Here is a 21,260-nt window from a genome sequence, read left to right as displayed (position 1 = left end):
CCTTCCGCGATACCCGGGGAGGCTGACCTACCGTCTCACGATGCGGGACGCTAGTATCTCCCTGTGAGACAGGATAGCGGCATCGGCGTCCTCGACAAAGCGGTGGGTGTGCTGCATTCAGTGGCTGAGTCACCGTGTGGACTGGCCGAACTGTGCACCCGCACCGGGCTGCCCCGGGCGACGGCCCACCGGCTGGCCGCGGGCCTCGAGGTCCACCGACTTCTGGCCCGCGACAACGAAGGACGGTGGCGGCTCGGCCCGGCACTGACCGAGCTGGCAGGGCAGGTCAACGACCCGCTGCTCAGCGCGGCAGGCGCGGTGCTCCCCCGGCTGCGCGAGATCACCGGCGAGAGCGTGCAGCTCTATCGCCGGGAAGGCCTGGCCCGGGTGTGCGTCATGGCCCTCGAACCGCCGTCCGGCCTGCGCGACACCGTGCCCGTCGGCAGTCGGCTACCGATGACCGCCGGCTCCGGCGCCAAAGTGCTGCTGGCATACAGCGATCCCGCAACCCAGCAGGCGGTGCTGCCGACTGCGAAGTTCACCGATCGGGTGCTGGCCGAAGTCCGCCGGCGCGGCTGGGCACAGAGCGCCGCCGAACGCGAACCCGGCGTGGCCAGCGTCTCGGCACCCGTGCGGGACAGCCGCGGTGCGGTGATCGCGGCAGTGTCGGTGTCCGGGCCGATCGACCGGATGGGCCGCCGCCCCGGCGTGCGCTGGGCCAGCGATCTGCTGGCCGCGGCCGAAGCGCTCACCCGCCGGCTCTGACGCAAACCAGCAAACCTTTGAATCCGCTGCATATGGCGGCAACGACAGCGCTGATCACCTAAGTTCGTAGTGGACCCGGCAAGGTCGGGCGCCCACTGCAGGAAAGTAGGTTCCATCGTGTCGCAGCCACCACAGTGGCTGGCAACCGCACGGATGCTGCGCCGCACGGGCTTCGGAACCACCGGAGCCCAGGTCGACGCTGTGGTCAAACAGGACTGGTCGGCCTATCTCGACTGGGTGCTGAGCCTCGATCCGAACGCCGACCCGGGCGCTGTGGCGACCCCGATGCCGAAATCCGCGATCCCGCAATACCCACCGTCAGGTGCGTCGGCCACCGAGATCGCCGCCTTCGGCCAGGAGCTCGTGGCGCGCATGCAGGTGCTGTCCGGCTGGTGGCTGCGCCGCATGGCCGCGGTGCAGCAGCCCATCCACGAGAAGCTGACACTGTTGTGGCACAACCACTTTGCCACCTCCGCGGAGAAGGTCAACGCCGCGCAGCTGATGGGTGAGCAGAACGAGAAGCTGCGGACCCTCAAACTCGGCGACTTCGGCAGCCTGGCGTGGGCCATGCTCACGGACGGTGCGATGCTGCACTGGCTGGACGGTGACGTCAACACCGCGGCGGCCCCCAACGAGAACCTGTCCCGGGAGTTCATGGAGCTCTTCACCATGGGACATGCCAACGGCTACACCGAGATCGACGTGAAAGAGGGCGCCAAGGCCCTCACCGGACGGCACCTGCGGCCCGACGGCAGCACCGCCGTCTACGCCGAACATCACGACGAGTCGGTCAAGACCGTGCTCGGTGTCACCGGCGACCTCACCGATACCGACTTCTGCAACATCGTGCTGCGTCAGCCCGCCTCCGCCGCTTTCGTCGCCGGAACCCTGTGGCGCCTACTGGCTTCGGACCAGCCGGCCTCCCCCGACACCGTGACCCGCCTGGTCGCCGCCTACGGCCCGAACCGAGATCTCAAGGCGCTCACCAAGGCCGTGGTGCTCGATCCCGAATTCACCAAGGCCGCGGGCACTGTTGTCAGCACTCCAGTGGAATGGTTGATGGGCATCGTGCGGTCGCTGGCGGTTCCGCTCGACGACGACCACGTCCTCGCCGACCTCGACCAGGTGCTCCGGGTGATGGGTCAGCGCCCCTTCTATCCGCCGGACGTCGGCGGCTGGCCGCGCGGACAGCTCTGGTTGTCGACGAACAGTGCGGCAGCACGGGTCTGGGCCGCGAACCGGCTCCTGGCCCTCAGCGACATCAGCGCGGTCGAGAAGATGGCATCCAGTGAACGGATCGACGGCGTGGGGTACCTGTTCGGCATCGGCGCCTGGTCGGATCGCTCGGCAGCCGCCCTCAAACCATTGGTCTCCGATCCACACCGGCTGGTGGCAGCGGCCGTCATCACCCCCGAATACGTGACGTCCTAAAGAGATCCGATGCCCGAGTTCAATCGCCGCAAGTTCTTGATCGCCAGCGCCGGGGTCGGCGCGGCCGGTCTGCTCGGCGGAGTCGCCGCGGTGACCCTGCCCGATCTGCTCCACGAAGCCCAAGACCGCCCGCTGCAGGCCAACCAGGGCATCCTGGTGATCGTCACGCTGTACGGCGGCAATGACGGCCTCAACACGGTTATCCCATACGCGGACAACGCCTATCACGATGCCCGCCCCGAGCTCGCCTACAAGCCGGAGGAAGTGCTCCGGCTCGACCCGGCGTTCGGGCTCAACCCCGCGCTCACCGGGATGTCGAAGCTGTGGCAGTCCAACAAGCTCGCGATCGTGCGCGGTGTCGGCTACCCGAAGCCGGACCGCAGCCATTTCCGCTCCATGGACATCTGGCAGACCGCCAATCCCGTCGACGCGGTCACCAGCGGCTGGATCGGCCGCTGGCTGGACACCACCGGTGACGATCCGATCCGGGCCGTCAACATCGGCACCGTCCTGCCGCCGCTGGCCGTCGGCCAAAAGCACGTCGCGGCATCGCTTTCCGACTTCGTCCCGGCCATCCCGCCCGACGTCGCGCGGACCTTGGCCGCGCTCAGCACCGACGACCCGAACGACACCACCGCCATGAGCCAGGTGTGCGAGTCCTATCGGGCCAACCACTCCACCAACACCCGCTTCGCACCGGTGATCAACGGCCGCCTGCAGACCATCGGCCAGGCCGACAACCAGTTGGCCAACGACCTCGAACTGGTGGCCCGCTGCATCCGGGCCGGCGTGCCCACGCAGGTGTACATGACGCAGCTGCTGGGTTTCGATACACACGCCGACGAACGCGCCCCTCAGCAGGCGTTGCTCAAGACTCTCGACGACGCCCTGACGCCCTTCTTCCACAAGCTCCAGGGCACGCCCTACGGCCGCAACGTCGTGGTGTTGATGTACTCAGAATTCGGGCGGCGGGTCGCCGCCAATGCCTCACAGGGCACCGACCACGGCACCTCGGGGCCGGTGTTCATCGCGGGCACTCCCGTCACGGGCGGGTTCTACGGCGACGAGCCGAGCCTGACCGACCTGACCGACGGCGACCTCAAGACGACCGTCGACTTCCGTGACGTTTATCACGAACTGCTGTCCCGCACCCTCGGCGCGGACCCGGAGCCGTCGGTCGGCCGCGGACGGCGGGACATCGGATTCCTGACCGGCGGTAGGTAATACCCCGGACAAGACAAAACGCCGGACCTGTTGTCAGGTCCGGCGTTCGTACGTACCCCCGATGGGATTCGAACCCACGCTACCGCCGTGAGAGGGCGGCGTCCTAGGCCGCTAGACGACGGGGGCTAGAACTTCCGGAGCGTCAGCTTAGCCTAACTGAGCTTGCTGACCTAATCGCTCCGGCAGCTGGGGTACCAGGACTCGAACCTAGAATGAGGGAATCAGAATCCCTAGTGTTGCCAATTACACCATACCCCATTTGATGCCTATCACCGCAGGTCACAGGCATCTTCGGACCGAATCGCCGAGCGGATGTTCGCCGCTTTTGCTTTCCGGGCCGACGAGCAGACTACCAAATAGTTGGCGCTGAATTAAATCGCCCGCTCACAGCCCATTCCGGGCCGCCTGCAGCCGCGCCAGACTGCGGTCACGGCCCAGCAGTTCCATCGACTCGAACAGTGGCGGGCTGATGGCCGCGCCGGTGACCGCCACGCGGATGGGGCCGAACGCCTTGCGCGGCTTGAGTTCCAGGCCGTCGAGCAGCGCGGTCTTGAGCGCGGCTTCGATGTTGGCGGTGTTCCATTCGGTGACGGCGTCCAAGGCACTCAGCGTGGCGTCCAGGACCTCCGCGGCCTCGGGCTTGAGTTCCTTGGCCGCCGACTTCTCGTCGATCGCGTAGGCGTCGTCGTTGAAGAACTTCACGAGGTCCCATGCGTCGCCGAGCACGACGATGCGGGTCTGGATCAACTCGGCCGCCGCGGCGAAACCCTTGTCGTCCAACGTGGTGTCGTGACCATGCGCGGCGAGGTACGCCTTGAGCCGCGCGGTGAAGTCCTCCGGGGCCAGCCGGCGGATGTGCTCGGCGTTGATGGCGTCGGCCTTCTTCTGGTCGAATCGCGCCGGGTTCGAGTTGACGTTGGCCACATCGAAGGCGGCCACCATCTCGTCGAGGCTGAAGATGTCGTTGTCGTCGGCGATGCCCCAGCCCAACAGCGCCAGGTAATTCAGCAGGCCCTCGGGAATGAAGCCACGATCGCGGTGCAGGAACAGGTTGGACTGCGGGTCGCGCTTGGACAGCTTCTTGTTGCCGTCACCGAGAACGCTTGGCAGATGGGCGAATTGGGGCACCGCATCAGCGACGCCAATCCGGATCAGCGCCTGGTACAGCGCGATCTGCCGCGGCGTCGACGGCAGCAGATCCTCGCCGCGCAGCACGTGGGTGATCTTCATCAGCGCGTCGTCGACCGGATTGACCAAGGTGTACAACGGATCTCCGCTCGCGCGGGTGATCGCGAAGTCCGGGACCACACCGGCGGCGAAGGTCGTCTCACCACGCACCAGGTCGGTCCAGGTGATGTCCTCGTCGGGCATCTTCAGACGCAGCACCGGCTTTCGGCCGTCCGCCTCGAAAGCGGCCTTCTGCTCGGCTGTCAGATCCCGGTCGTAGTTGTCGTAGCCCAGCTTGGGGTTGCGGCCGGCCGCGAGGTGCCGGGCCTCGACCTCCTCGGGCGTCGAGTAGGCCTCGTACACCTCACCCGCGGCAAGCAGTTTCGCGATGACGTCCCGGTAGAGGTCGCTGCGCTGCGACTGCCGGTACGGCTCGTACGGGCCGCCGACCTCGGGACCCTCATCCCAGTTCAGCCCGAGCCAGCGCAGTGCGTCGAGGATCGCGTTGTAGCTCTCCTCGCTGTCGCGCGCGGCGTCGGTGTCCTCGATCCGGAACACGAAGTCGCCGCCGGTGTGTCGCGCGTACGCCCAATTGAAGAGCGCGGTACGGACCAGACCGACGTGCGGGGTGCCGGTCGGCGACGGGCAGAAGCGGACCCTGACAGGTGTAGTCACGTTATTTCCCTTTGCGTACAACAGGATTGGAGAGCGTGCCGATGCCGTCGACGGTGATGCTGACGGTGTCGCCGTCCTCGATCGGGCCGACGCCCTCGGGCGTTCCGGTGAGGATGATGTCGCCGGGCAGCAGCGTCATGACGGCCGAGACCCATTCGATGATGGCGCCGACGTCATGCAGCAGCAGCGCGGTGTTGCTGTCCTGACGCTTCTGCCCGTTCACCTCGGTCCGGATGTCCAGATCCGCCGGGTCGACGGCCGTCTCGATCCACGGGCCGATCGGGCAGAACGTGTCGTGTCCCTTGGCCCGCATCCACTGGCCGTCCTTCTGCTGCTGGTCGCGCGCCGAGACGTCGTTGGCGATGGTGTAGCCGAGGATGAAGTCCTTCGCCTTGGCGGCCGGGACGTCCTTGCAGGGGCGCTCGATGACGACCGCCAGCTCACCCTCGTGGTGCACCGGGTTGGCGTCGGCGGGCAGCTGGATCGGGATGTTCGGCCCGATGATCGCGGTGTTGGGCTTGAGGAAGATCACCGGATCCTCGGGCGGCTCGCTGCCCATCTCGCGGGCGTGTGCCGCGTAGTTCTTGCCCATGCAGACCACCTTGCTGGCCAGGATCGGCGCCAGCAGCCGGACGTCGGCCAACGGCCACGACCGCCCGGTGAAGGTGGGGTTGCGGGACAGGTACTGCTCAGCGATTTCTTTGCAGACCGCATCGGAGTTCGGGTCGCCCTCGATCACCACAAAAGCGACGCCGTCTGGACTGGCAATTCGACCTAGGCGCATCCGCCCAGCCTAATGAGGCCCGCTGGTCAGCCCGCGAACTGGGCTTGCAGGAACGGCGTGGAGTCCGCCATCGAGGTCAGCACGGTGCTGGAGTGGTCGTCCTCCGGGTAGATCTTGAGCGTCACGTCCTGGCCGTTGGCCTTGAGCTGATCAGCGAACTTCAGCGTCGACGACGGCGGCACGTCACGGTCCTTGAGGCCCACCCCGAGGAAAATCGGCCGGTCGTAGCCGGCGACCGGCGTGCCCATGAAGTCGGCCAGCGCTCCGCGCATGCCAGGTAGCGACGCCAGCGGCGCGGAGAAGAACTGTGGTGGCGTCATACCGGTCACGGCCGCGCTCAGCTGTGCGGTGCACAGCGTTTCGGCCTGGTCGGCGGCGGTCAGACCAGCCGGGGTGAGCACACTGTTGACGTCGAGGTCGGGCCGCGCTTCCCGGAAGCCCGCCAGGATGTAGGCGGTGTAGGCCGATGCGATGGGCCCCAGCCCGGGCGGCAGCACCATGTCGGGACCGGCCGTGATGACGACGTCATCGATGTTCGCCGGTGTGCCCGTGGCCACGACGCCGCGGTAGTCCAGGCCCGTCCCCTTACTGAATTCGGTGGCCCACCGCGCGCTGGCCACCGCCGCCGCGCCGCCCTGCGACTGGCCCACCAGCGCCCACTTCGGGGACAGCGGCAGGTCCAGGTGATGCGCGGCGATCACCGAGTCGATGATGGCGTGCGCCGTGGCGACACTGTTGAGGTAGCTCATCAGACCCGGGGTGCCGAGACCCGTGTAATCGGAACCGACCACTACGTACCCCTGATCCAGCCAATGGGACAGGTACTCGTTGTCGCGCGCACTGCGCGGCTGCGCCGAGGGCGTGCAGTCGTCGCCGAGGCCGACGGTGCCATGCGCCCAGGCGATGACGGGCCACCCACCCTGCGGCGCTTGGCCTTTCGGGACAAACACCACTCCGGTACTGACTGCCGGCGAATTGTGTTGGTCAGTGGTCGAATACAGGATTCGGTAGGCGCGCGCCGCACCCCCGACCGACAGCGCGGGATCGAGCGGCACGGTCTGGATGAGCGCACCCGGCGGCGGCACCGGATCCGCAAATGCCCGGGCGTCCAAACCTGACCAATGTGGAGGCGCCGCCGATGCGGTGGGCATCGGTGCCGCGATGAATACCAGTGCAGCGGCCGTGACCGCCATCAATCGTGAAAGGTTCGCTCGCAGAGCCATGTCCAGACCCTAGTCGGTCTCATATTTTGAGATAATGATTCATATTTTGAGAATCACGGTGGCACCATGAAGCCATGGTCACCAACGTCTCAGCCGCCCGCCGCTGGTCGATGCTGGTGATCGCGCTCGGCTCGACGATGTGCGCCAACGTCTTCATCAACGGCGCCGCGTTCCTGATCCCGACGCTGCACGGCGAACGCGGGCTGGACCTGTCGCGTGCCGGACTGGTGTCTGCCATGCCGAGCTTCGGGATGGTGCTGACTCTGATCGCGTGGGGCTGGGTCGTCGACCGGGTCGGCGAGCGGTTGGTGCTCACGGTCGGCGCGCTGTTGACCGCGTTGGCCGCGTTCGCGGCGGCCTGGGCCGACTCGTTGGTGGCGGTGGGCGCGTTCCTGTTGCTGGGTGGCATGGCGGCCGCCAGCTCCAATTCCGCCAGTGGTCGATTGGTCGTCGGCTGGTTCCCACCGGAGCAGCGTGGCCTGGTGATGGGCATCCGCCAGACGGCGCAACCGCTGGGAGTTGGGCTGGGCGCCTTGGTGATTCCGCGTCTGGCCGAGTCGTCAGGCGTGTCCGCCGCGCTGTTGTTCCCGGCCATCGCGTGTCTGGTCGCGGCCGTGGTGACGGCCGTGGGCGTCATCGATCCGCCGCGTCCGCACCGATCCTCCGCCCCCGCAACCGATCTGGCCAACCCGTACCGCGGATCGTCGGTGTTGGCCCGTATCCACGCGGTGTCGGTCCTGCTGGTGGTTCCCCAGTGTCTGGTCTGGACCTTCGCACTGGTGTGGCTGATGACGGCGCACGGCTGGTCAGCCGGCGCGGCGGGCGTGATGGTGACCGTGGCCCAATTATGCGGGGCCGCAGGGCGAATCGCTGCGGGCCGGTGGTCGGACGTGGCCGGCTCACGGCTGGGACCGGTGCGGATCATCGCCGTCTTTGCCGGAGTTTCGATGGGCCTACTGGCATTGACCGACTATTTGCACTGGCCGGTGGCGGTTTTCGTGATGGTGGTGGCTTCGGTGGTCACGGTGACCGATAACGGGTTGTCCTTCACCGCGATTGCCGAAATCGCCGGGCCGTTCTGGAGCGGACGCGCACTGGGTGTGCAGAACACGTCGCAGTTGTTGACCACCGGCATCGTGCCGCCGGCGTTCGGGGCCCTGATCGGAGTCTTCGGTTTCCCGGCCGCGTTCGCGGTGTGTGCGCTGTTCCCGCTGCTGGCCGTGCCGTTGGTGCCGGTGGCCGCAGATCCGTTGCGCAACAAGCCAGTTTCCGCAGAAGCGAATAGTTGATCGTGCGCCTACGCTGTTCGCCACTCGCGGTTTGTCAGCGCTGACGCACGGTCAATCCGTGCGCCCCTTAGGCGTAGTCGGAAACGCGGCGCTCCTACGCCGAGCGGGAGCCCCGACGCGACGACACGCCGTGACTTACCCCGACAACCTTCACGCTGGGCGTAGGGCTACTGCCCGTCGGTCAGAACGTCCAACTGCCGGTGGGCTGTAGGACGAAGCCGTGGCTCGAGTGATTGTCGATGCACGTGACCAACTCACGTGTACCCGCGGCACAGGTGAATTGCCCAACTGCCGGACCCCAATCTGCAACGAGCTTGGTGCCTACCTCGAGGACCTGATCGGTCCGATCTGAACTACGTGCGCATTCGCCTTCGACATATTGAATGACATAGGTGTACGGCGGATGCGACGTCGCCTGATCTTTGGGTATCGCACTCATACATACTGTGTTCGCGGGTGTGTCCGGGTCGGGGAAGTTCGCGTAACAGCCCATCGCGTTGAGGTTGATCTCGCACCTGACTCCGGTGGCGGTCACAAACTGGTACGTCGGGCCACCGCGGAGCGGAACGTAGAATTTTTCAGCAACGACGGTCGCGAAGTCGTCGAACTTCGGAAGCGGTTGCGCTGGCTGCTTTTCCACCAGCGTCTTGGTCTCCGCTGGCTTCGCGACCTCCAGCTGAGGCTGAGACTGAGCCGTGCCACTGACGTGTTGAGCGCAGCCAACCAGCAGCACAAAGGCCGGAACTACGAACCCGATAGTGGACCGAGCGCGGCGTGCCGGCACGTGGGCAGGAGCGTGACCGCGATCCAGTTTCAATATCCACATCATTTCGCCGAGGGGAAGCAATCAGTGTCGAACGGTTCTGAAGCACGCCGGCCCGCTGGCCCCAGGCATCTGCGGCCTTCTCCAAATGCGTGGTGGTCCAGGCTTGAATCTGTTTCTCCGTCGGCATTTTCACCGTCGAAGCCCGCTATCCACCCGGCCTCATCGTGCGATCGATCCTCTCGGCGCCGGCCTTATCGCCTGCGTCGTAGGCGGCCGCAGCACGTCGAAACTTGACGCCGTACGCGTTCACCCTGAATCCCGCGACGCGAGTCGCGTGGTTCGTTGCGGCGACAACCCCATTGACCGCGTTGGTGGTGGGCTGAATGTCTGGTCCCGGCTCCACCGGCGCCACAGCTGCCTGGAGTTCGCTGCCCAGCGAATTGAACTGATTGCCGACGACGGTCAGTGCTGCAGTGTCGACCTCAAGCCGGGGTCCCATGTCCTGATCCTATGACCAGACGGAGGTACCACCCGACGCTGATCAGGCTCACACACCCGCTGTCTGAGCGATCCGGCGCCCGAGACGGCATTGTTCTCGACGTGCTGGAACAGCATCCGCCTGAGCTGTTGTTGGCGAAACAGGAGCGAAAGGCAACAATCAAACGCCAAGCTGGATGCCCGATGGACAACCGAAAGGACTCAATGACGATCGACATCCGACCGCTACGCGAGGACGATCTCGACACAGCCGATCACATCGCGCGCATCGCCTTCGGCACATTCGTCGGTCTCCCCGAACCCGAAACCTTCATGGGCGACGCCGATTACGTGCGTACCCGCTGGCGCACCGAACCGTCGGGTGCCTTCGCAGCCGAGTACTCCGGCGAGGTCGTCGGGTCCAACTTCGCGACGCATTGGGGCAGCGTCGGCTTTTTCGGCCCGCTGACCATCCGCCCCGACCTGTGGGATCGCGGCATTGGACGGCTACTGCTGGAACCGATCATCGACTGCTTCGACCGTTGGCAGACCACGCACACCGGACTTTTCACCTTCGCAGAGAGCCCGAAACACGTTGGGCTCTACCAGCGATTCGGCTTCTGGCCGCGGTTCCTCACCGCCGTGATGTCCAAGACCGTCGACCCGAACCACACGGCACCTACCGCCATCCGGTTCTCCGAACTCACTGCTGCTGAACAAGATTCAGCCGTGACTGAATGCCGGGAGCTGACCAGCGAACTGTTCGACGGTCTCGACCTCACCACCGAAATCCGTGCGGTCGCCGATCAGGGACTCGGCGAAACAGTCCTGCTGTGGGACGACGCCTCCGTCGCCGGTGTCGCGGTGTGCCATTACGGCGCAGGCACCGAAGCCGGTAGCGGCACCTGCTACATCAAGTTCGGCGCGGCGCGCCCCGGGCCCGGCGCCGAGACTGCGTTCTTCCAACTGCTCGACACCGTCGAATCACTCTCCGCCACAAACGGATTGGCCAGAATTGCCGCTGGTGTGAATACCGCCCGCCACGAGGCCTACAGCGGCATGCTGGCCCGGGGCTTTCGCACCGACATCCAGGGGGTCGCTATGCATCGGCCGAACTCCGACGGCTACAGCCGACCAGGAGCGTTCGTCATCGACGACTGGCGGTAGCCGAGACCCGACTGCGCGAACCGTGGACCTCGGTCAGTGCTGAGCGCCGACGAAGAACAGCACGAGCGTCGCCGCCAAACCGAACAGCGCCGCGAAGTACGCGCCGCGAGCCACGTCGTCAAACCGTGGCCGCACCGTCGCGACCAGCACGGCGACCGCGGCGACGAGCAGCGCGCCCGCCGGCGCGAAGAGCCAGAAATAGATCACCGGCGCCAGCGACATCGCGACCAGCCCGAGTACATAACCACCGAGCAGATACCGTGGATCGACCGTCTGGTCGGTGCGCGGATCGAGTGCGCTTTCATGCTCGTAGGACATGCTTACCCCCTCCGCTGACCGGCAAGCCCTCGCTCACCGCCATGTCGCCACAATCGCAAAGGTCTGCATGTACAGCAGACCCACAACGAACCAACCGCTTGTCGGTGCGACCACCAGCGCGATAGCGATCGTGCGCAGTGTCCCCACCTTGGGCAACACCACGGCAATTACCAGGCAGAGCAACGAAATACCCACCGAAACAGGTAAGTACGCTCCGTCGATCCGGCTCAAGTGCAAGTCGCCGCCGGACACACCTACCGCATCAACGGCCAGCAGGCCCCAGCCGATTCCCCCGAGTACCGCGCCGCCGAGCACGCCGCGGGTCCAGTCCGTACCAGTCAAACGTCCCCCCGATCCGGTGCGCTCATGTCCCCTGTTGCCGGCACACCCTCTGCCAACCCGTACTGCAGGTAGACGATTCCCGCAGGGCTGGACACTGGCGGCTTGAGCAGCGTCAGGTTCGACGGCACCGTGCCGCAGTCGAACACCTTCTTGCCGGCCCCCAGCACAATAGGATGCACCCAAAGGTCCATGCGATCAAACAGTTTTTCGCGCAACAGGGTCTGTACGAAATTCAAACTCCCGACCACCTTGACGTGGTCGTGGCGCTCCCGGATCTCGCGCACTTCGGCCACCAAATCCGAGCCGATCTGCTTCGAGCCGGACCACGACAGATCGGGCTTGCCACGGGACGCGACGTACTTGGGGATGCGATTGAACATGTCAGCGAATTCGTCGTCCTGGTGCGGCCAGTAGCCCGCGAAGATGTCGTACGTCCGTCGGCCGAGCAGCAGCGCATCGGTACCTTCGTATGCCGCGCCGACCTGCTCCCCTGACACGTCGTCGACCAACGGTGCCTGCCAACCTTCGAACCGAAAACCACCGTCCGAGTCTTCTCCGGGACCGCCAGGCGCCTGCCCGACGAGGTCGAGGGTGGCGAACAACGCGAGGTGAATCTGGCCCATTTCTAGCTCCTGACGAGTCGATGGTGTCTGTCAGTGAGGTAGACCACCGGACCCGGCGAAACTAATCGGAGCGGCCGGCTACTTTCCGGACAACACCCGGTACTGTGCCGAAATCTGTTGGTCCACAGCGGTTTCATCATCGGCGAACACCTGGAACACGAATCTGTCGGTGCGCGCGATGCAGCTGTAGTGCCACCCCAGGATGCGCCACGTCACCGTTGCGTCCGGGCGCGCATAGTCCTGCAGGTGCTCGAAACACCGCGCGCCGGGGAACCCCGGCACGGCGCCGGCCAGCTGCACATCCGAATTCTTCATCAGCGCGGCGGTGGTGAAGTCCAGCAGCTGTGCAGCCGAGTCGGGGTTGGGGGCCTGATACACCCGGCCCCACCGCTGGGTCACCCATTGGACGCCGGCACGCTCGAACTGGGTGGTCATGCTCACCGGATCGGATTCGAAGTGCAGCCACGCCCGCGGCCGCCAGGTCCCGATCAGCACCCCTTGCTGCCGATCAGGAGTGCTGATCGTCTTCGACAGCAATTGGTCGTCGCTCGGATCCTTGGGTAGATCAGCGAGTTTCGCCGGCTCTGTCGGCACAAAGCTCTTGATCAGCGCTTGCTGCCGACCGAGCAGGTCGGATGTGAGCAACTCAGCGCGCAGCGGCGCCCTGGTGGATTTGGTGGCCCTGGCGTTCACGAACTGGTACAGCACAAACCGCCCGTACGCGCTGTAGGCGGCGACGGCACTGACCCCGGTGCCGTAATCGACGCCAATCGCCGGCACCGAACTGGCGCCGACTGAGATCTGGACGGGATATGTCGGGATCCTATCGACGACGACGGGTCCGAACTGCGCGGTGAATTCACCCGCGGCCGCCGCAGCCTGTGCCTCATCGGGGAACATCAGGACCGCGTTCTGGATTTCCAGATCCGTATCCCGGGCCCCGGCTGACCGCGATGACCCGAATCCGGCGACCAGCTTGTGCGCTCTGGCAATGCCCTGCATGACATTGTCTTTGGACACGCCGAGAATGACGTCGACACCGAATTCCGATGTCATGGTGCCCGTTCCGAGCGCTCCCTGCTTGGTCACCGACGAATCGATTTCCCAAGGCCCGACGACATATTCGGCCATGCGGGTCGATTCGATGATCGACTGCGTGAGCGGATTTGGTCCGGCACTGAAGAACGGGGTACTCGGCTTGATCTGGTAGTTACCGGTCCTGAGTTGGCTGACGTCGGGTTCAGGATCGCTCAGTGAGCCGCCGAACCGCGCGGTGCCCGTCGTGGTCGTCGAACACCCCGCGACCACACACACGCACGTAACCACGGCCAATGCCAACTTCCGGATCCCCACGATCCAACACTAGCTGTGGCCGAGGCGTGCCAGCACTGATCGCACGCTCTCTGCCACCGCTTCGTTGAACGGCCCGGCGTCCCGCCGCAGGGTGCGCGTGCGGATCAGCACCGTGAGCATGACTCGCTCGCGTTTGGGCCCGATGAGCAAGCCGGCGTCGTTGGTCGACCCGTAGTCACCGCTGCCGGTCTTGTCCGCGCTGGTCCAGCCCTCAGGCAGACCTGCGCGAAAACGTCGGGTCGACGTCGTCGTCTCGGTCATCCACCGTTTCAGCTGGAATTGACCCGCACCGGACAACGCGTCGCCGACGAGAATGGCGCGATATCCACCGCACAGGGCCCTCGGCGTGGTGGTGTCGCGCAGGTCGCCGGGCGCCGCGTCGTTGAGGTCCGGTTCCCAGCGATCCAGCCGGGTCTGCGAATCGCCGATCGAGCGGGCGAAATCGGTGAGGGCGGACGGCCCACCGATGGTCCGCAGCATGATGTTGCCCGCCGCGTTGTCGCTCTGCGTCAGGGCCGCGGCGCAAATCTCTCGCAGCTCCATCCGGGTCCCCACGGCTGGGCTCAGTACCGGGGAGTTGACCACAATGTCCGCGGCGGTAATGGGCACCATGGCATCGAGATTCGCCTGACCGGCCTTGACCATCTGCAAGATGCGTGCCGCCGCATAGGCTTTGAAGGTCGAGCAGATCGAGAACCGCTCGTCGGCACGGTGCTCGACCGTCGCCGATGACTCCAAATCCACTGCATAGACGCCGATTAGCGCCTGATAGCGGTCTTCCAGTTCTTCAAATCTGGTTGGCTCGACCGGCTTGTCGGGCCGGCACCCAGCCAGCACACCGGTCGCGGCCAACCCGACGATGAAATCACGTCGGCTCAGCGATACCCCCACACATTCCAGCCAATCATGGATCGGTGCCGGATGCCAACGCGGGGTATTCGCCCGGCACTCCGTAGCCATGCAGTGCGTTGGGCCCCAACGGATCCCAGCAGATCAGCGCAGCTGGACGTCAGTCAATGTGCTTGTCGAACCAGTCGGTGGCCACCTCGGGGTGAACACCGAAATAGTTGTATCCGTCGAAGCGCCGGTCGGTGCTCGGCAACCTGGCGGCCACCAGACAATCAAGCCGCTGACCGGCGGGGCCGCACCATCAGGGCCGCGACCAGGAAGCACAATGCGCCGACGAAGGTCCCGAAGTTCGCCAGCCACTCGTCGACCGTCACGCCGGTCGTGCGGACGAAAGCCGCCAGCGCCGACACCTCGAACGCGACGCAGCCCATCATGTTGATCCAAGATGCCTGCCAGTCAACGGATTTCGGTGACCACAGACCGACGACCATGACTGCCAGCAGGCCACTGAGCAGGAAGGCCAGCGACCCGGCGGCGTCGGGCGCCCACACATAGCGGCGCTCGGCGAGCACGGCATGCGCCCACACCGATGCACCGGTGCTGACGTTGAACAGCACGGTGCCCATGAATTGGATTGCCGCCGACCACCATTGGATTCCCGGGGGCGCCAGCACATACTGCATGAGTGCCGCCGTGGTGAAGAACCATGACCCGACGAAGCACAGCAAGTTCGTCGCACCCGCCCCGGCCACCGAGGGAAACCCGGGAACCGTGGCGAGGGCGAAGAACGTCGAGCCGATGGCGAACAGCCAGCACTGCCTGGTGAGGGTGGCGATGCTGTTCACGGCGTCAGAGGAAGCTGCGAATCCGCTCGCCGGTCTCCGACGTCGACAGTTTGGCGTCGCCGCGCGTCGAAAGATGCTCGGCCACAGCCTTGTCCACGCGGGCCGCGGCCTCGGTCTCACCGAGGTGAGTCAGCAGCAGCGCCACGCTCATGATGGCCGCGGTCGGGTCGGCCAGACCCTTACCTGCGATGTCGGGCGCGCTGCCGTGCACCGGTTCGAACATCGACGGGTTGGTGCCCGTCGCGTCGATGTTGCCCGATGCCGCCAGACCGATACCGCCGGAGACGGCCGCTGCCAGGTCGGTGATGATGTCGCCGAACAGGTTGTCGGTGACGATCACATCGAAGCGGCCAGGGTCGGTGACCATGTAGATGGTCGCCGCATCCATGTGCATGTAGGCGGTTTGGACGTCTGGGTACTCGGCGCCGACCTCGTCGACCGTGCGCGTCCACAGCGAACCGGCATAGGCCAGCACGTTGTTCTTGTGCACGAGCGTCAGGTGCTTACGCCGCGCGCGGGCCTTCTCGAAGGCGTAGCGCACCACGCGCTCGACACCGAACCGAGTGTTGGTGGACACCTCGGTGGCCACCTCGTGCGGGGTGCCGACGCGGATGGCACCACCGGTGCCGGTGTACGGCCCCTCGGTGCCCTCGCGCACCACGACGAAGTCGATGGCCGGGTTGCCGGCCAGCGGGCTGTCGACGCCCGCGAACAGCCGCGACGGCCGCAGATTCACGTGGTGGTCCAGCGCGAACCGCATGGTCAGCAGCAGGCCACGCTCGAGCACGCCGCTGGGCACCGACGGATCGCCGATGGCGCCCAACAGGATTGCGTCGTGCGTCTTGAGCTCGTCGACCATGCCCGCGGGCAGGGTCTCCCCGGTCTCGTGGTAGCGCTTGGCACCCACGTTGTACTCGGTGCGCTCGACACCCGGCCGCACGACATCGAGGACCTTCAGTGCCTCGCCGATGACCTCGGGGCCGATGCCGTCACCGGCGATGACGGCGAGCTTCACGACAGATCCACCAGTTCCAGCGTGGTCGCGCCGACAGCGTCGCCGATCGCGCTGAGCACGTCGGCCGGCACCTCACGGTCGAGCCGCAGCATGACCGTCGCACCCGAACCGTCGGAGTCCTGCGACATCTGAGCGGCGAGGATGTTGACGTCGGCTCCACCGAGCAGGGTGCCGATCTTGCCCAGGGCGCCCGGCTGGTCGCCGTAGTTGAGGATCAGGTTGACGCCCTCGGCACGCAGGTCCAGGTTGCGGCCGTTGATCTGGACGATCTTCTCGACCAACTGCGGACCGCTCAGGGTGCCTGACACGTTGAAGACCGAACCATCGGCGGCCACGGCGCGGACGTCGACGACGCTGCGGTGGTTGGGGCTCTCCGACTCGGTTCCCAGGGTGGCCTCGACGCCACGCTCGGCGGCCAGCGCCGGCGCGTTGACGAACGTCACCTGGTCCTCGATGACGGCCGAGAACAGGCCGCGCATCGCCGAAAGCTTCAGAATCTCAACGTCTTCGGACGCCAGCTCGCCCAGGACCTGCACGTCCAGCGAGGACGGCAGCGCCGGCGACAGGGCACCGACCAGCAGGCCCAGCTTGCGCACCAGGTCGAGCCACGGCGCGACCTCTTCGCCGACGACACCGCCGCCGACGTTGACGGCGTCCGGCACGAACTCGCCGGCCAGTGCCAGCTTCACGCTCGCGGCGACGTCGGTGCCGGCGCGGTCCTGCGCCTCTTCGGTGGAGGCGCCCAGGTGCGGGGTGACGACGACCTGCGGCAGCTCGAACAGCGGGCTGTCGGTGCAGGGCTCGGTGGCGAAGACGTCGAGACCGGCGCCACGGACGTGGCCGCTGATGATCGCGTCGGCCAGGGCCTGCTCATCGATGAGGCCACCGCGGGCCGCGTTGACGATGATGACGCCCGGCTTGGTCTTGGCCAGCGCGTCCTTGTTGATCAGGCCGGCGGTTTCCTTGGTCTTGGGCAGGTGCACCGAGATGAAATCAGCGCGCCCCAAAAGCTCGTCGAGGGTCAGCAGCTCGATGCCCAGCTGCGCGGCACGGGCCTGCGAGACATAGGGGTCGTAGGCGACGATGTGCGCGCCGAACGCGGCGAGGCGCTGCGCCACGAGCTGGCCGATGCGGCCCATGCCCACGACGCCGACGGTCTTGCCGAAGATTTCGGTGCCCGAGAACTTCGACCGCTTCCAGGTGTGCTCGCGCAGCGTGGCGTCGGCGGCCGGAATCTGGCGGGCGGCCGACAGCAGCAGCGCCAGGGCGTGCTCGGCGGCACTGTGGATGTTCGAGGTCGGGGCGTTGACGACCAGCACACCGCGGGCGGTGGCGGCGTCGACGTCGACGTTGTCCAGGCCGACGCCCGCGCGGGCGACGATCTTGAGCTTGGGCGCCGCGGCCAGCACCTCGGCGTCCACCGTGGTGGCCGAGCGCACCAGCAGGGCGTCGGCGTCCGGCACGGCGGCCAGCAGCTTTTCGCGGTCGGGTCCGTCGACCCAACGGACCTCTACCTGGTCGCCGAGGGCGGCGACGGTCGATTCGGCGAGTTTGTCAGCGATGAGTACGACAGGAAGGCTCACGCGCACAGACTAGTGGGCGGCATGGCCGCGGCTCCAATCGCGGTTGCCTTGATCTGGGTTGTCCCGGCCCGTCACTACCATCAAGTGGTGGACGTCACCGTCGTCGGTAGTGGACCCAACGGACTGGCCGCGGCCGTCATCTGCGCCCGCGCCGGGCTGTCCGTCCGGGTCATCGAAGGCCAGCCGACCCCCGGCGGCGGCGCCCGCACCGCCCCCGACCCCGAATACCCAGGCGTTTTGCACGACGTCTGTTCGGCGGTGCATCCGCTGGGTGTGGCTTCGCCCTTCTTCGCGGAGTTCGACCTGGCCGCCCGCGGTGAGCGGATGGTCACCCCGGAGATCTCGTACGCCAATCCCCTGCCTGCCGGGGCGAGCGAAGCGACGGGAAAGGCCTCGGGCCGCGCCGCCATTGCGTACCACTCCCTGGATCGCACCTGCGCGGAGCTCGAACACGGCTCGTCCTGGCGGCGGCTGCTGGGCCCGCTGGTCGAGCACGTCGACGGCGTCCTGGCCTTCTTCCTCGGCGACAAGCGTTCCCTGCCGCCCGACCTGCCGAGCACCGTGCGTGCCGGACTGCGGGTGCTGACCCAGGGCAGCCCGGCGTGGAGCCTGCTGCGCGGTGACGACGCCCGGGCCCTGTTCACCGGCGTCGGCGCGCACGCCATCCATCCCATGCCGTCGCCCGTCAACAGCGGCGCGGGCGTCATGCTCAGCACCGTCGCGCACACGGCGGGCTGGCCGGTTCCGGTCGGCGGCACGCAGACGATCACCGATGCGCTGATCGCCGATCTACGCGCGCACGGAGGTGAGCTCGTCACCGGCTCCCCCGTGACGAGTCCGCCCGACGGAGTGGTCATCTACGACACCTCCCCGACCGCCTTGCTCGACATCTACGGGTCGGCGGTTCCGGACCGCTACGCAAAAGCACTGCGCCGCTACAAGTTCGGTCCCGGCGTCTCCAAGATCGACTTCGTGCTGTCCGGTGAGATCCCTTGGCGCGACCCGCGGATGGCGTCGTCACCGACCGTCCATCTCGGCGGCACCCGGGCCCAGATGGCGCATGCCGAACGGGAGATCTGGCAGGGGCGCCATGCCGAGCACCCGATGACGCTGGCCTCGCTGCCGCACCTCGCCGACCCGTCCCGCATCGACGCCCAGGGCCGACGGCCGCTGTGGACCTACTGCCACGTGCCCGCGGGCTCGACCGTCGACCAGACCGAGACGGTCATCGGGTTGTTCGAGGACGCCGCACCGGGTTTCCGCGATCTGGTGCTCGCGGCCCGCGCGGTGCCGGCCGCCGAGATGTCGCGCCACAACGCCAATTACGTCGGCGGCGACATCATCGTCGGCGGCGCGACGCTCAAGGCCGCGATGATCGGACCGACACTGCGGGCCAACCCGTGGACCACGCCGATCCCCGAGGCATACCTGTGTTCGTCGGCCACCCCGCCGGGCACCGGCGTCCATGGCATGGCCGGCCTGTATGCGGCCCGCACCGTGCTGCGTCGTGAATTCGGAGTGAAGACGCTGCCGTCGCTCGCGCCATAGTGTTGGCTTGGCTCATGGCCAAGCTTTCTGTGATCTTCTACTCCGCGACCGGGCATGGCACTTCCATGGCGCAGCGGGTCGCGAGCACCGCCGAATCGTTGGGTGCCGAGGTGCGGTTGCGGCCCGTCGCAGAGTCCGCGGACCCCGCGTCGTTTGCGCACAACCCGGCGTGGACCGCGAATTACGAAGCAACCAAAGACCTTCCGACCGCCACGGGCGACGACATCGTCTGGGCCGACGCCGTGATCTTCGGCTCTCCGACCCGCTTCGGTTCCGTCGCGTCGCAGCTGCGGGCGTTCCTGGACTCGCTCGGCGGCCTGTGGTCTCAGGGTGCCCTGGCGGACAAGGTGTACGCGGGATTCACCTCGACCAACACCGCGCACGGCGGGCAGGAGACCACGCTGCTGTCGCTGTACATCACCCTGATGCACTGGGGCGGCATCATCGTCCCGCCCGGCTACACCGACCCGCTCAAGTTCGCCGACGGCAACCCGTACGGCGTGAGCCTGCTGGCCAACCACGACAACATCCGCCAGTTCGACGACAACACCTACGCGGCATTGGACCACCTGGCGCGGCGGGTGGTCTCGGTCGCTGACCGGCTGGGCGGGTAGAAATTTGGCGTCGGGACACCTCGCCGGCCCGACTTAGCGTGATGGGGTGACGAAACGCCCTGAAATGCCGAAAGGCCAGTTATTGCACGCTTTTTCGTGAATCGCGTGCGATAACTGGCCAGTCGGCGGTTGGAGACTAGGCAGTCTCGGTGATCGGCCGGTCGACCCAGCTCATCAGGTCGCGCAGCTTCTTGCCGGTGACCTCGATCGGGTGCTCGGCGTTGGCCTGGCGCAGACCCTCGAGCTCCTTGTTGCCGCCCTCGACGTTGGCGACCAGGCGCTTGACGAAGGTGCCGTCCTGAATGTCCTTCAGGATGGCGCGCATGCGGTCCTTGGTGTCGGCGTCGATGACGCGCGGGCCGGACAGGTAGCCACCGAACTCAGCGGTGTCGGACACCGAGTAGTTCATGCGGGCGATGCCACCCTCGTACATCAGGTCGACGATGAGCTTGAGCTCGTGCAGCACCTCGAAGTAGGCCATCTCCGGGGCGTAGCCGGCCTCGACCATGACCTCGAAACCGGCCTTGACCAGTTCCTCGGTGCCACCACAGAGAACGGCCTGCTCACCGAACAGGTCGGTCTCGGTCTCTTCCTTGAAGTCGGTCTTGATGACGCCGGCGCGGGTGCCACCGATGCCCTTGGCGTAGGACAGCGCGAGCGCCTGGCCCTCACCCTTGGGGTCCTGGTGGACGGCGATCAGCGCGGGCACACCCTTGCCGTCGACGAACTGGCGACGCACCAGGTGGCCGGGGCCCTTGGGGGCGACCATGCCGATGGTGACGTTGGCCGGGGGCTTGATCAGGCCGAAGTGGATGTTGAGGCCGTGGCCGAAGAACAGCGCGTCGCCGTCCTTGAGGTTGGGCTCGATGTCGTTGGTGAAGATCTCGGCCTGCGCGGTGTCCGGCGCCAGCAGCATGATGACGTCGGCCCAGGCGGCGACGTTGGCCGGGGTGTCGACCTCGAGGCCCTGCTCGGTGACCTTCTCGCGGGACTTCGAGCCTTCCTTCAGGCCGACCTTGACCTGCACACCCGAGTCGCGCAGCGAAAGCGAATGCGCGTGCCCCTGGCTGCCGTAGCCGATGACGGCGACCTTGCGACCCTGGATGATCGACAGGTCCGCATCGTCGTCGTAGAACATCTCAACTGCCACTTGCTCTTCCTTACCCTTGTATCTGTTGTTGAAGCTCTGTTATTCGAAGTTT

At 66.4% G+C, this 21,260-nt stretch carries 21 protein-coding genes and 2 tRNA genes; 7 read left to right on the top strand and 16 right to left on the bottom strand.

The genetic code is table 11. From position 1 onward, the window contains the following. The first annotated feature begins 63 nt into the window (after positions 1 to 63). The 3 genes from AC1U2B_RS01470 (at position 64) to AC1U2B_RS01460 (ending at position 3,420) form a co-directional block, all read left to right on the top strand. The gene (locus tag AC1U2B_RS01470; RefSeq protein WP_043393323.1) at positions 64 to 765 is read left to right on the top strand and encodes an IclR family transcriptional regulator; all 702 of its coding nucleotides are present in this window, start codon (positions 64 to 66) and stop codon (positions 763 to 765) included. 117 nt (positions 766 to 882) lie between these two features. Beyond that, the gene (locus AC1U2B_RS01465) at positions 883 to 2,196 is read left to right on the top strand and encodes a DUF1800 domain-containing protein (RefSeq protein WP_480215407.1); all 1,314 of its coding nucleotides are present in this window, start codon (positions 883 to 885) and stop codon (positions 2,194 to 2,196) included. 9 nt (positions 2,197 to 2,205) lie between these two features. Further along, on the top strand, positions 2,206 to 3,420 hold the full coding sequence (locus tag AC1U2B_RS01460) for a DUF1501 domain-containing protein (protein WP_480215406.1): 1,215 nt from the start codon (positions 2,206 to 2,208) through the stop codon (positions 3,418 to 3,420). A gap of 53 nt (positions 3,421 to 3,473) precedes the next feature. Here the strand turns inward: AC1U2B_RS01460 and AC1U2B_RS01455 are convergent. The 5 genes from AC1U2B_RS01455 to AC1U2B_RS01435 form a co-directional block, all read right to left on the bottom strand. Further along, positions 3,474 to 3,546: transfer RNA gene (locus AC1U2B_RS01455), tRNA-Glu, on the bottom strand. A gap of 60 nt (positions 3,547 to 3,606) precedes the next feature. Beyond that, a tRNA-Gln gene (locus AC1U2B_RS01450) sits at positions 3,607 to 3,678 on the bottom strand. A gap of 126 nt (positions 3,679 to 3,804) precedes the next feature. Then, complete coding sequence (gene gltX, locus AC1U2B_RS01445) at positions 3,805 to 5,262, bottom strand: glutamate--tRNA ligase (protein ID WP_480215405.1); 1,458 nt, start codon at positions 5,260 to 5,262, stop codon at positions 3,805 to 3,807. A 1-nt stretch (position 5,263) separates the two neighbouring features. Then, on the bottom strand, positions 5,264 to 6,046 hold the full coding sequence (locus AC1U2B_RS01440; RefSeq protein WP_043393311.1) for a fumarylacetoacetate hydrolase family protein: 783 nt from the start codon (positions 6,044 to 6,046) through the stop codon (positions 5,264 to 5,266). A 26-nt stretch (positions 6,047 to 6,072) separates the two neighbouring features. Continuing rightward, the gene (locus AC1U2B_RS01435) at positions 6,073 to 7,239 is read right to left on the bottom strand and encodes an alpha/beta hydrolase family protein (protein ID WP_480215734.1); all 1,167 of its coding nucleotides are present in this window, start codon (positions 7,237 to 7,239) and stop codon (positions 6,073 to 6,075) included. Between the two features lie 104 nt (positions 7,240 to 7,343). On the opposite strand from AC1U2B_RS01435, the gene AC1U2B_RS01430 reads away from it, so the two are divergent. Beyond that, on the top strand, positions 7,344 to 8,558 hold the full coding sequence (locus tag AC1U2B_RS01430; protein ID WP_480215404.1) for an MFS transporter: 1,215 nt from the start codon (positions 7,344 to 7,346) through the stop codon (positions 8,556 to 8,558). Positions 8,559 to 8,739: 181 nt separating this feature from the next. Here the strand turns inward: AC1U2B_RS01430 and AC1U2B_RS01425 are convergent, their stop codons facing one another. Continuing rightward, positions 8,740 to 9,387 carry a hypothetical protein gene (locus AC1U2B_RS01425; protein WP_480215403.1) on the bottom strand — a complete coding sequence of 216 codons (648 nt, stop codon included), beginning with the start codon at positions 9,385 to 9,387 and terminating at the stop codon, positions 8,740 to 8,742. Positions 9,388 to 9,529: 142 nt separating this feature from the next. Then, positions 9,530 to 9,823 carry a WXG100 family type VII secretion target gene (locus AC1U2B_RS01420; RefSeq protein ID WP_480215402.1) on the bottom strand — a complete coding sequence of 98 codons (294 nt, stop codon included), beginning with the start codon at positions 9,821 to 9,823 and terminating at the stop codon, positions 9,530 to 9,532. 203 nt (positions 9,824 to 10,026) lie between these two features. Here AC1U2B_RS01420 and AC1U2B_RS01415 point away from each other — a divergent pair, with 203 nt between their 5' ends. After that, positions 10,027 to 10,968, top strand: coding sequence for a GNAT family N-acetyltransferase (locus AC1U2B_RS01415; protein ID WP_480215401.1), 942 nt, complete (start codon positions 10,027 to 10,029; stop codon positions 10,966 to 10,968). A 33-nt stretch (positions 10,969 to 11,001) separates the two neighbouring features. Here AC1U2B_RS01415 and AC1U2B_RS01410 read toward each other — a convergent pair whose 3' ends face one another. The 8 genes from AC1U2B_RS01410 to serA all read right to left on the bottom strand — a co-directional run bounded on the left by AC1U2B_RS01410 (position 11,002) and on the right by serA (position 17,896). Beyond that, positions 11,002 to 11,286, bottom strand: a complete 285-nt coding sequence (locus AC1U2B_RS01410; protein WP_480215400.1) for a hypothetical protein — start codon at positions 11,284 to 11,286, stop codon at positions 11,002 to 11,004. 33 nt (positions 11,287 to 11,319) lie between these two features. After that, positions 11,320 to 11,628, bottom strand: a complete 309-nt coding sequence (locus tag AC1U2B_RS01405) for a hypothetical protein (protein ID WP_480215399.1) — start codon at positions 11,626 to 11,628, stop codon at positions 11,320 to 11,322. Further along, entirely contained in the window at positions 11,625 to 12,251 is a 627-nt protein-coding gene (locus AC1U2B_RS01400; protein ID WP_480215398.1) for a dihydrofolate reductase family protein, read from the bottom strand. The genes AC1U2B_RS01405 and AC1U2B_RS01400 overlap by 4 nt, the downstream gene beginning before the upstream one ends. Before the next feature lie 78 nt (positions 12,252 to 12,329). Then, the gene (locus tag AC1U2B_RS01395; RefSeq protein WP_480215397.1) at positions 12,330 to 13,604 is read right to left on the bottom strand and encodes a DUF7373 family lipoprotein; all 1,275 of its coding nucleotides are present in this window, start codon (positions 13,602 to 13,604) and stop codon (positions 12,330 to 12,332) included. Positions 13,605 to 13,613: 9 nt separating this feature from the next. After that, a complete protein-coding gene (gene bla / locus AC1U2B_RS01390; RefSeq protein WP_480215396.1) occupies positions 13,614 to 14,495 on the bottom strand; it encodes a class A beta-lactamase in 882 nt (293 codons plus the stop codon). A 230-nt stretch (positions 14,496 to 14,725) separates the two neighbouring features. Next, complete coding sequence (locus AC1U2B_RS01385) at positions 14,726 to 15,298, bottom strand: hypothetical protein (RefSeq protein WP_480215395.1); 573 nt, start codon at positions 15,296 to 15,298, stop codon at positions 14,726 to 14,728. Positions 15,299 to 15,302: 4 nt separating this feature from the next. Further along, positions 15,303 to 16,313 carry a 3-isopropylmalate dehydrogenase gene (locus AC1U2B_RS01380; RefSeq protein ID WP_480215394.1) on the bottom strand — a complete coding sequence of 337 codons (1,011 nt, stop codon included), beginning with the start codon at positions 16,311 to 16,313 and terminating at the stop codon, positions 15,303 to 15,305. Beyond that, the gene (gene serA, locus AC1U2B_RS01375) at positions 16,310 to 17,896 is read right to left on the bottom strand and encodes a phosphoglycerate dehydrogenase (protein ID WP_043986588.1); all 1,587 of its coding nucleotides are present in this window, start codon (positions 17,894 to 17,896) and stop codon (positions 16,310 to 16,312) included. The genes AC1U2B_RS01380 and serA overlap by 4 nt, the downstream gene beginning before the upstream one ends. Before the next feature lie 87 nt (positions 17,897 to 17,983). On the opposite strand from serA, the gene AC1U2B_RS01370 reads away from it, so the two are divergent. Together AC1U2B_RS01370 and wrbA are read left to right on the top strand one after the other, a co-directional pair. After that, complete coding sequence (locus AC1U2B_RS01370; RefSeq protein WP_480215393.1) at positions 17,984 to 19,444, top strand: phytoene desaturase family protein; 1,461 nt, start codon at positions 17,984 to 17,986, stop codon at positions 19,442 to 19,444. A gap of 14 nt (positions 19,445 to 19,458) precedes the next feature. Further along, positions 19,459 to 20,058 carry an NAD(P)H:quinone oxidoreductase gene (wrbA, locus tag AC1U2B_RS01365; protein ID WP_260941390.1) on the top strand — a complete coding sequence of 200 codons (600 nt, stop codon included), beginning with the start codon at positions 19,459 to 19,461 and terminating at the stop codon, positions 20,056 to 20,058. A gap of 136 nt (positions 20,059 to 20,194) precedes the next feature. Here the strand turns inward: wrbA and ilvC are convergent, their stop codons facing one another. Then, positions 20,195 to 21,196, bottom strand: a complete 1,002-nt coding sequence (gene ilvC, locus AC1U2B_RS01360) for a ketol-acid reductoisomerase (protein WP_260941556.1) — start codon at positions 21,194 to 21,196, stop codon at positions 20,195 to 20,197. Between the last annotated feature and the right edge of the window lie 64 nt (positions 21,197 to 21,260).

The organism is Mycolicibacterium sp. P4_G11, from assembly GCF_056555145.1.
The sequence above is the reverse complement of the archived record's forward strand: the minus strand, read 5'-3'. Positions and strand labels throughout refer to the sequence as shown.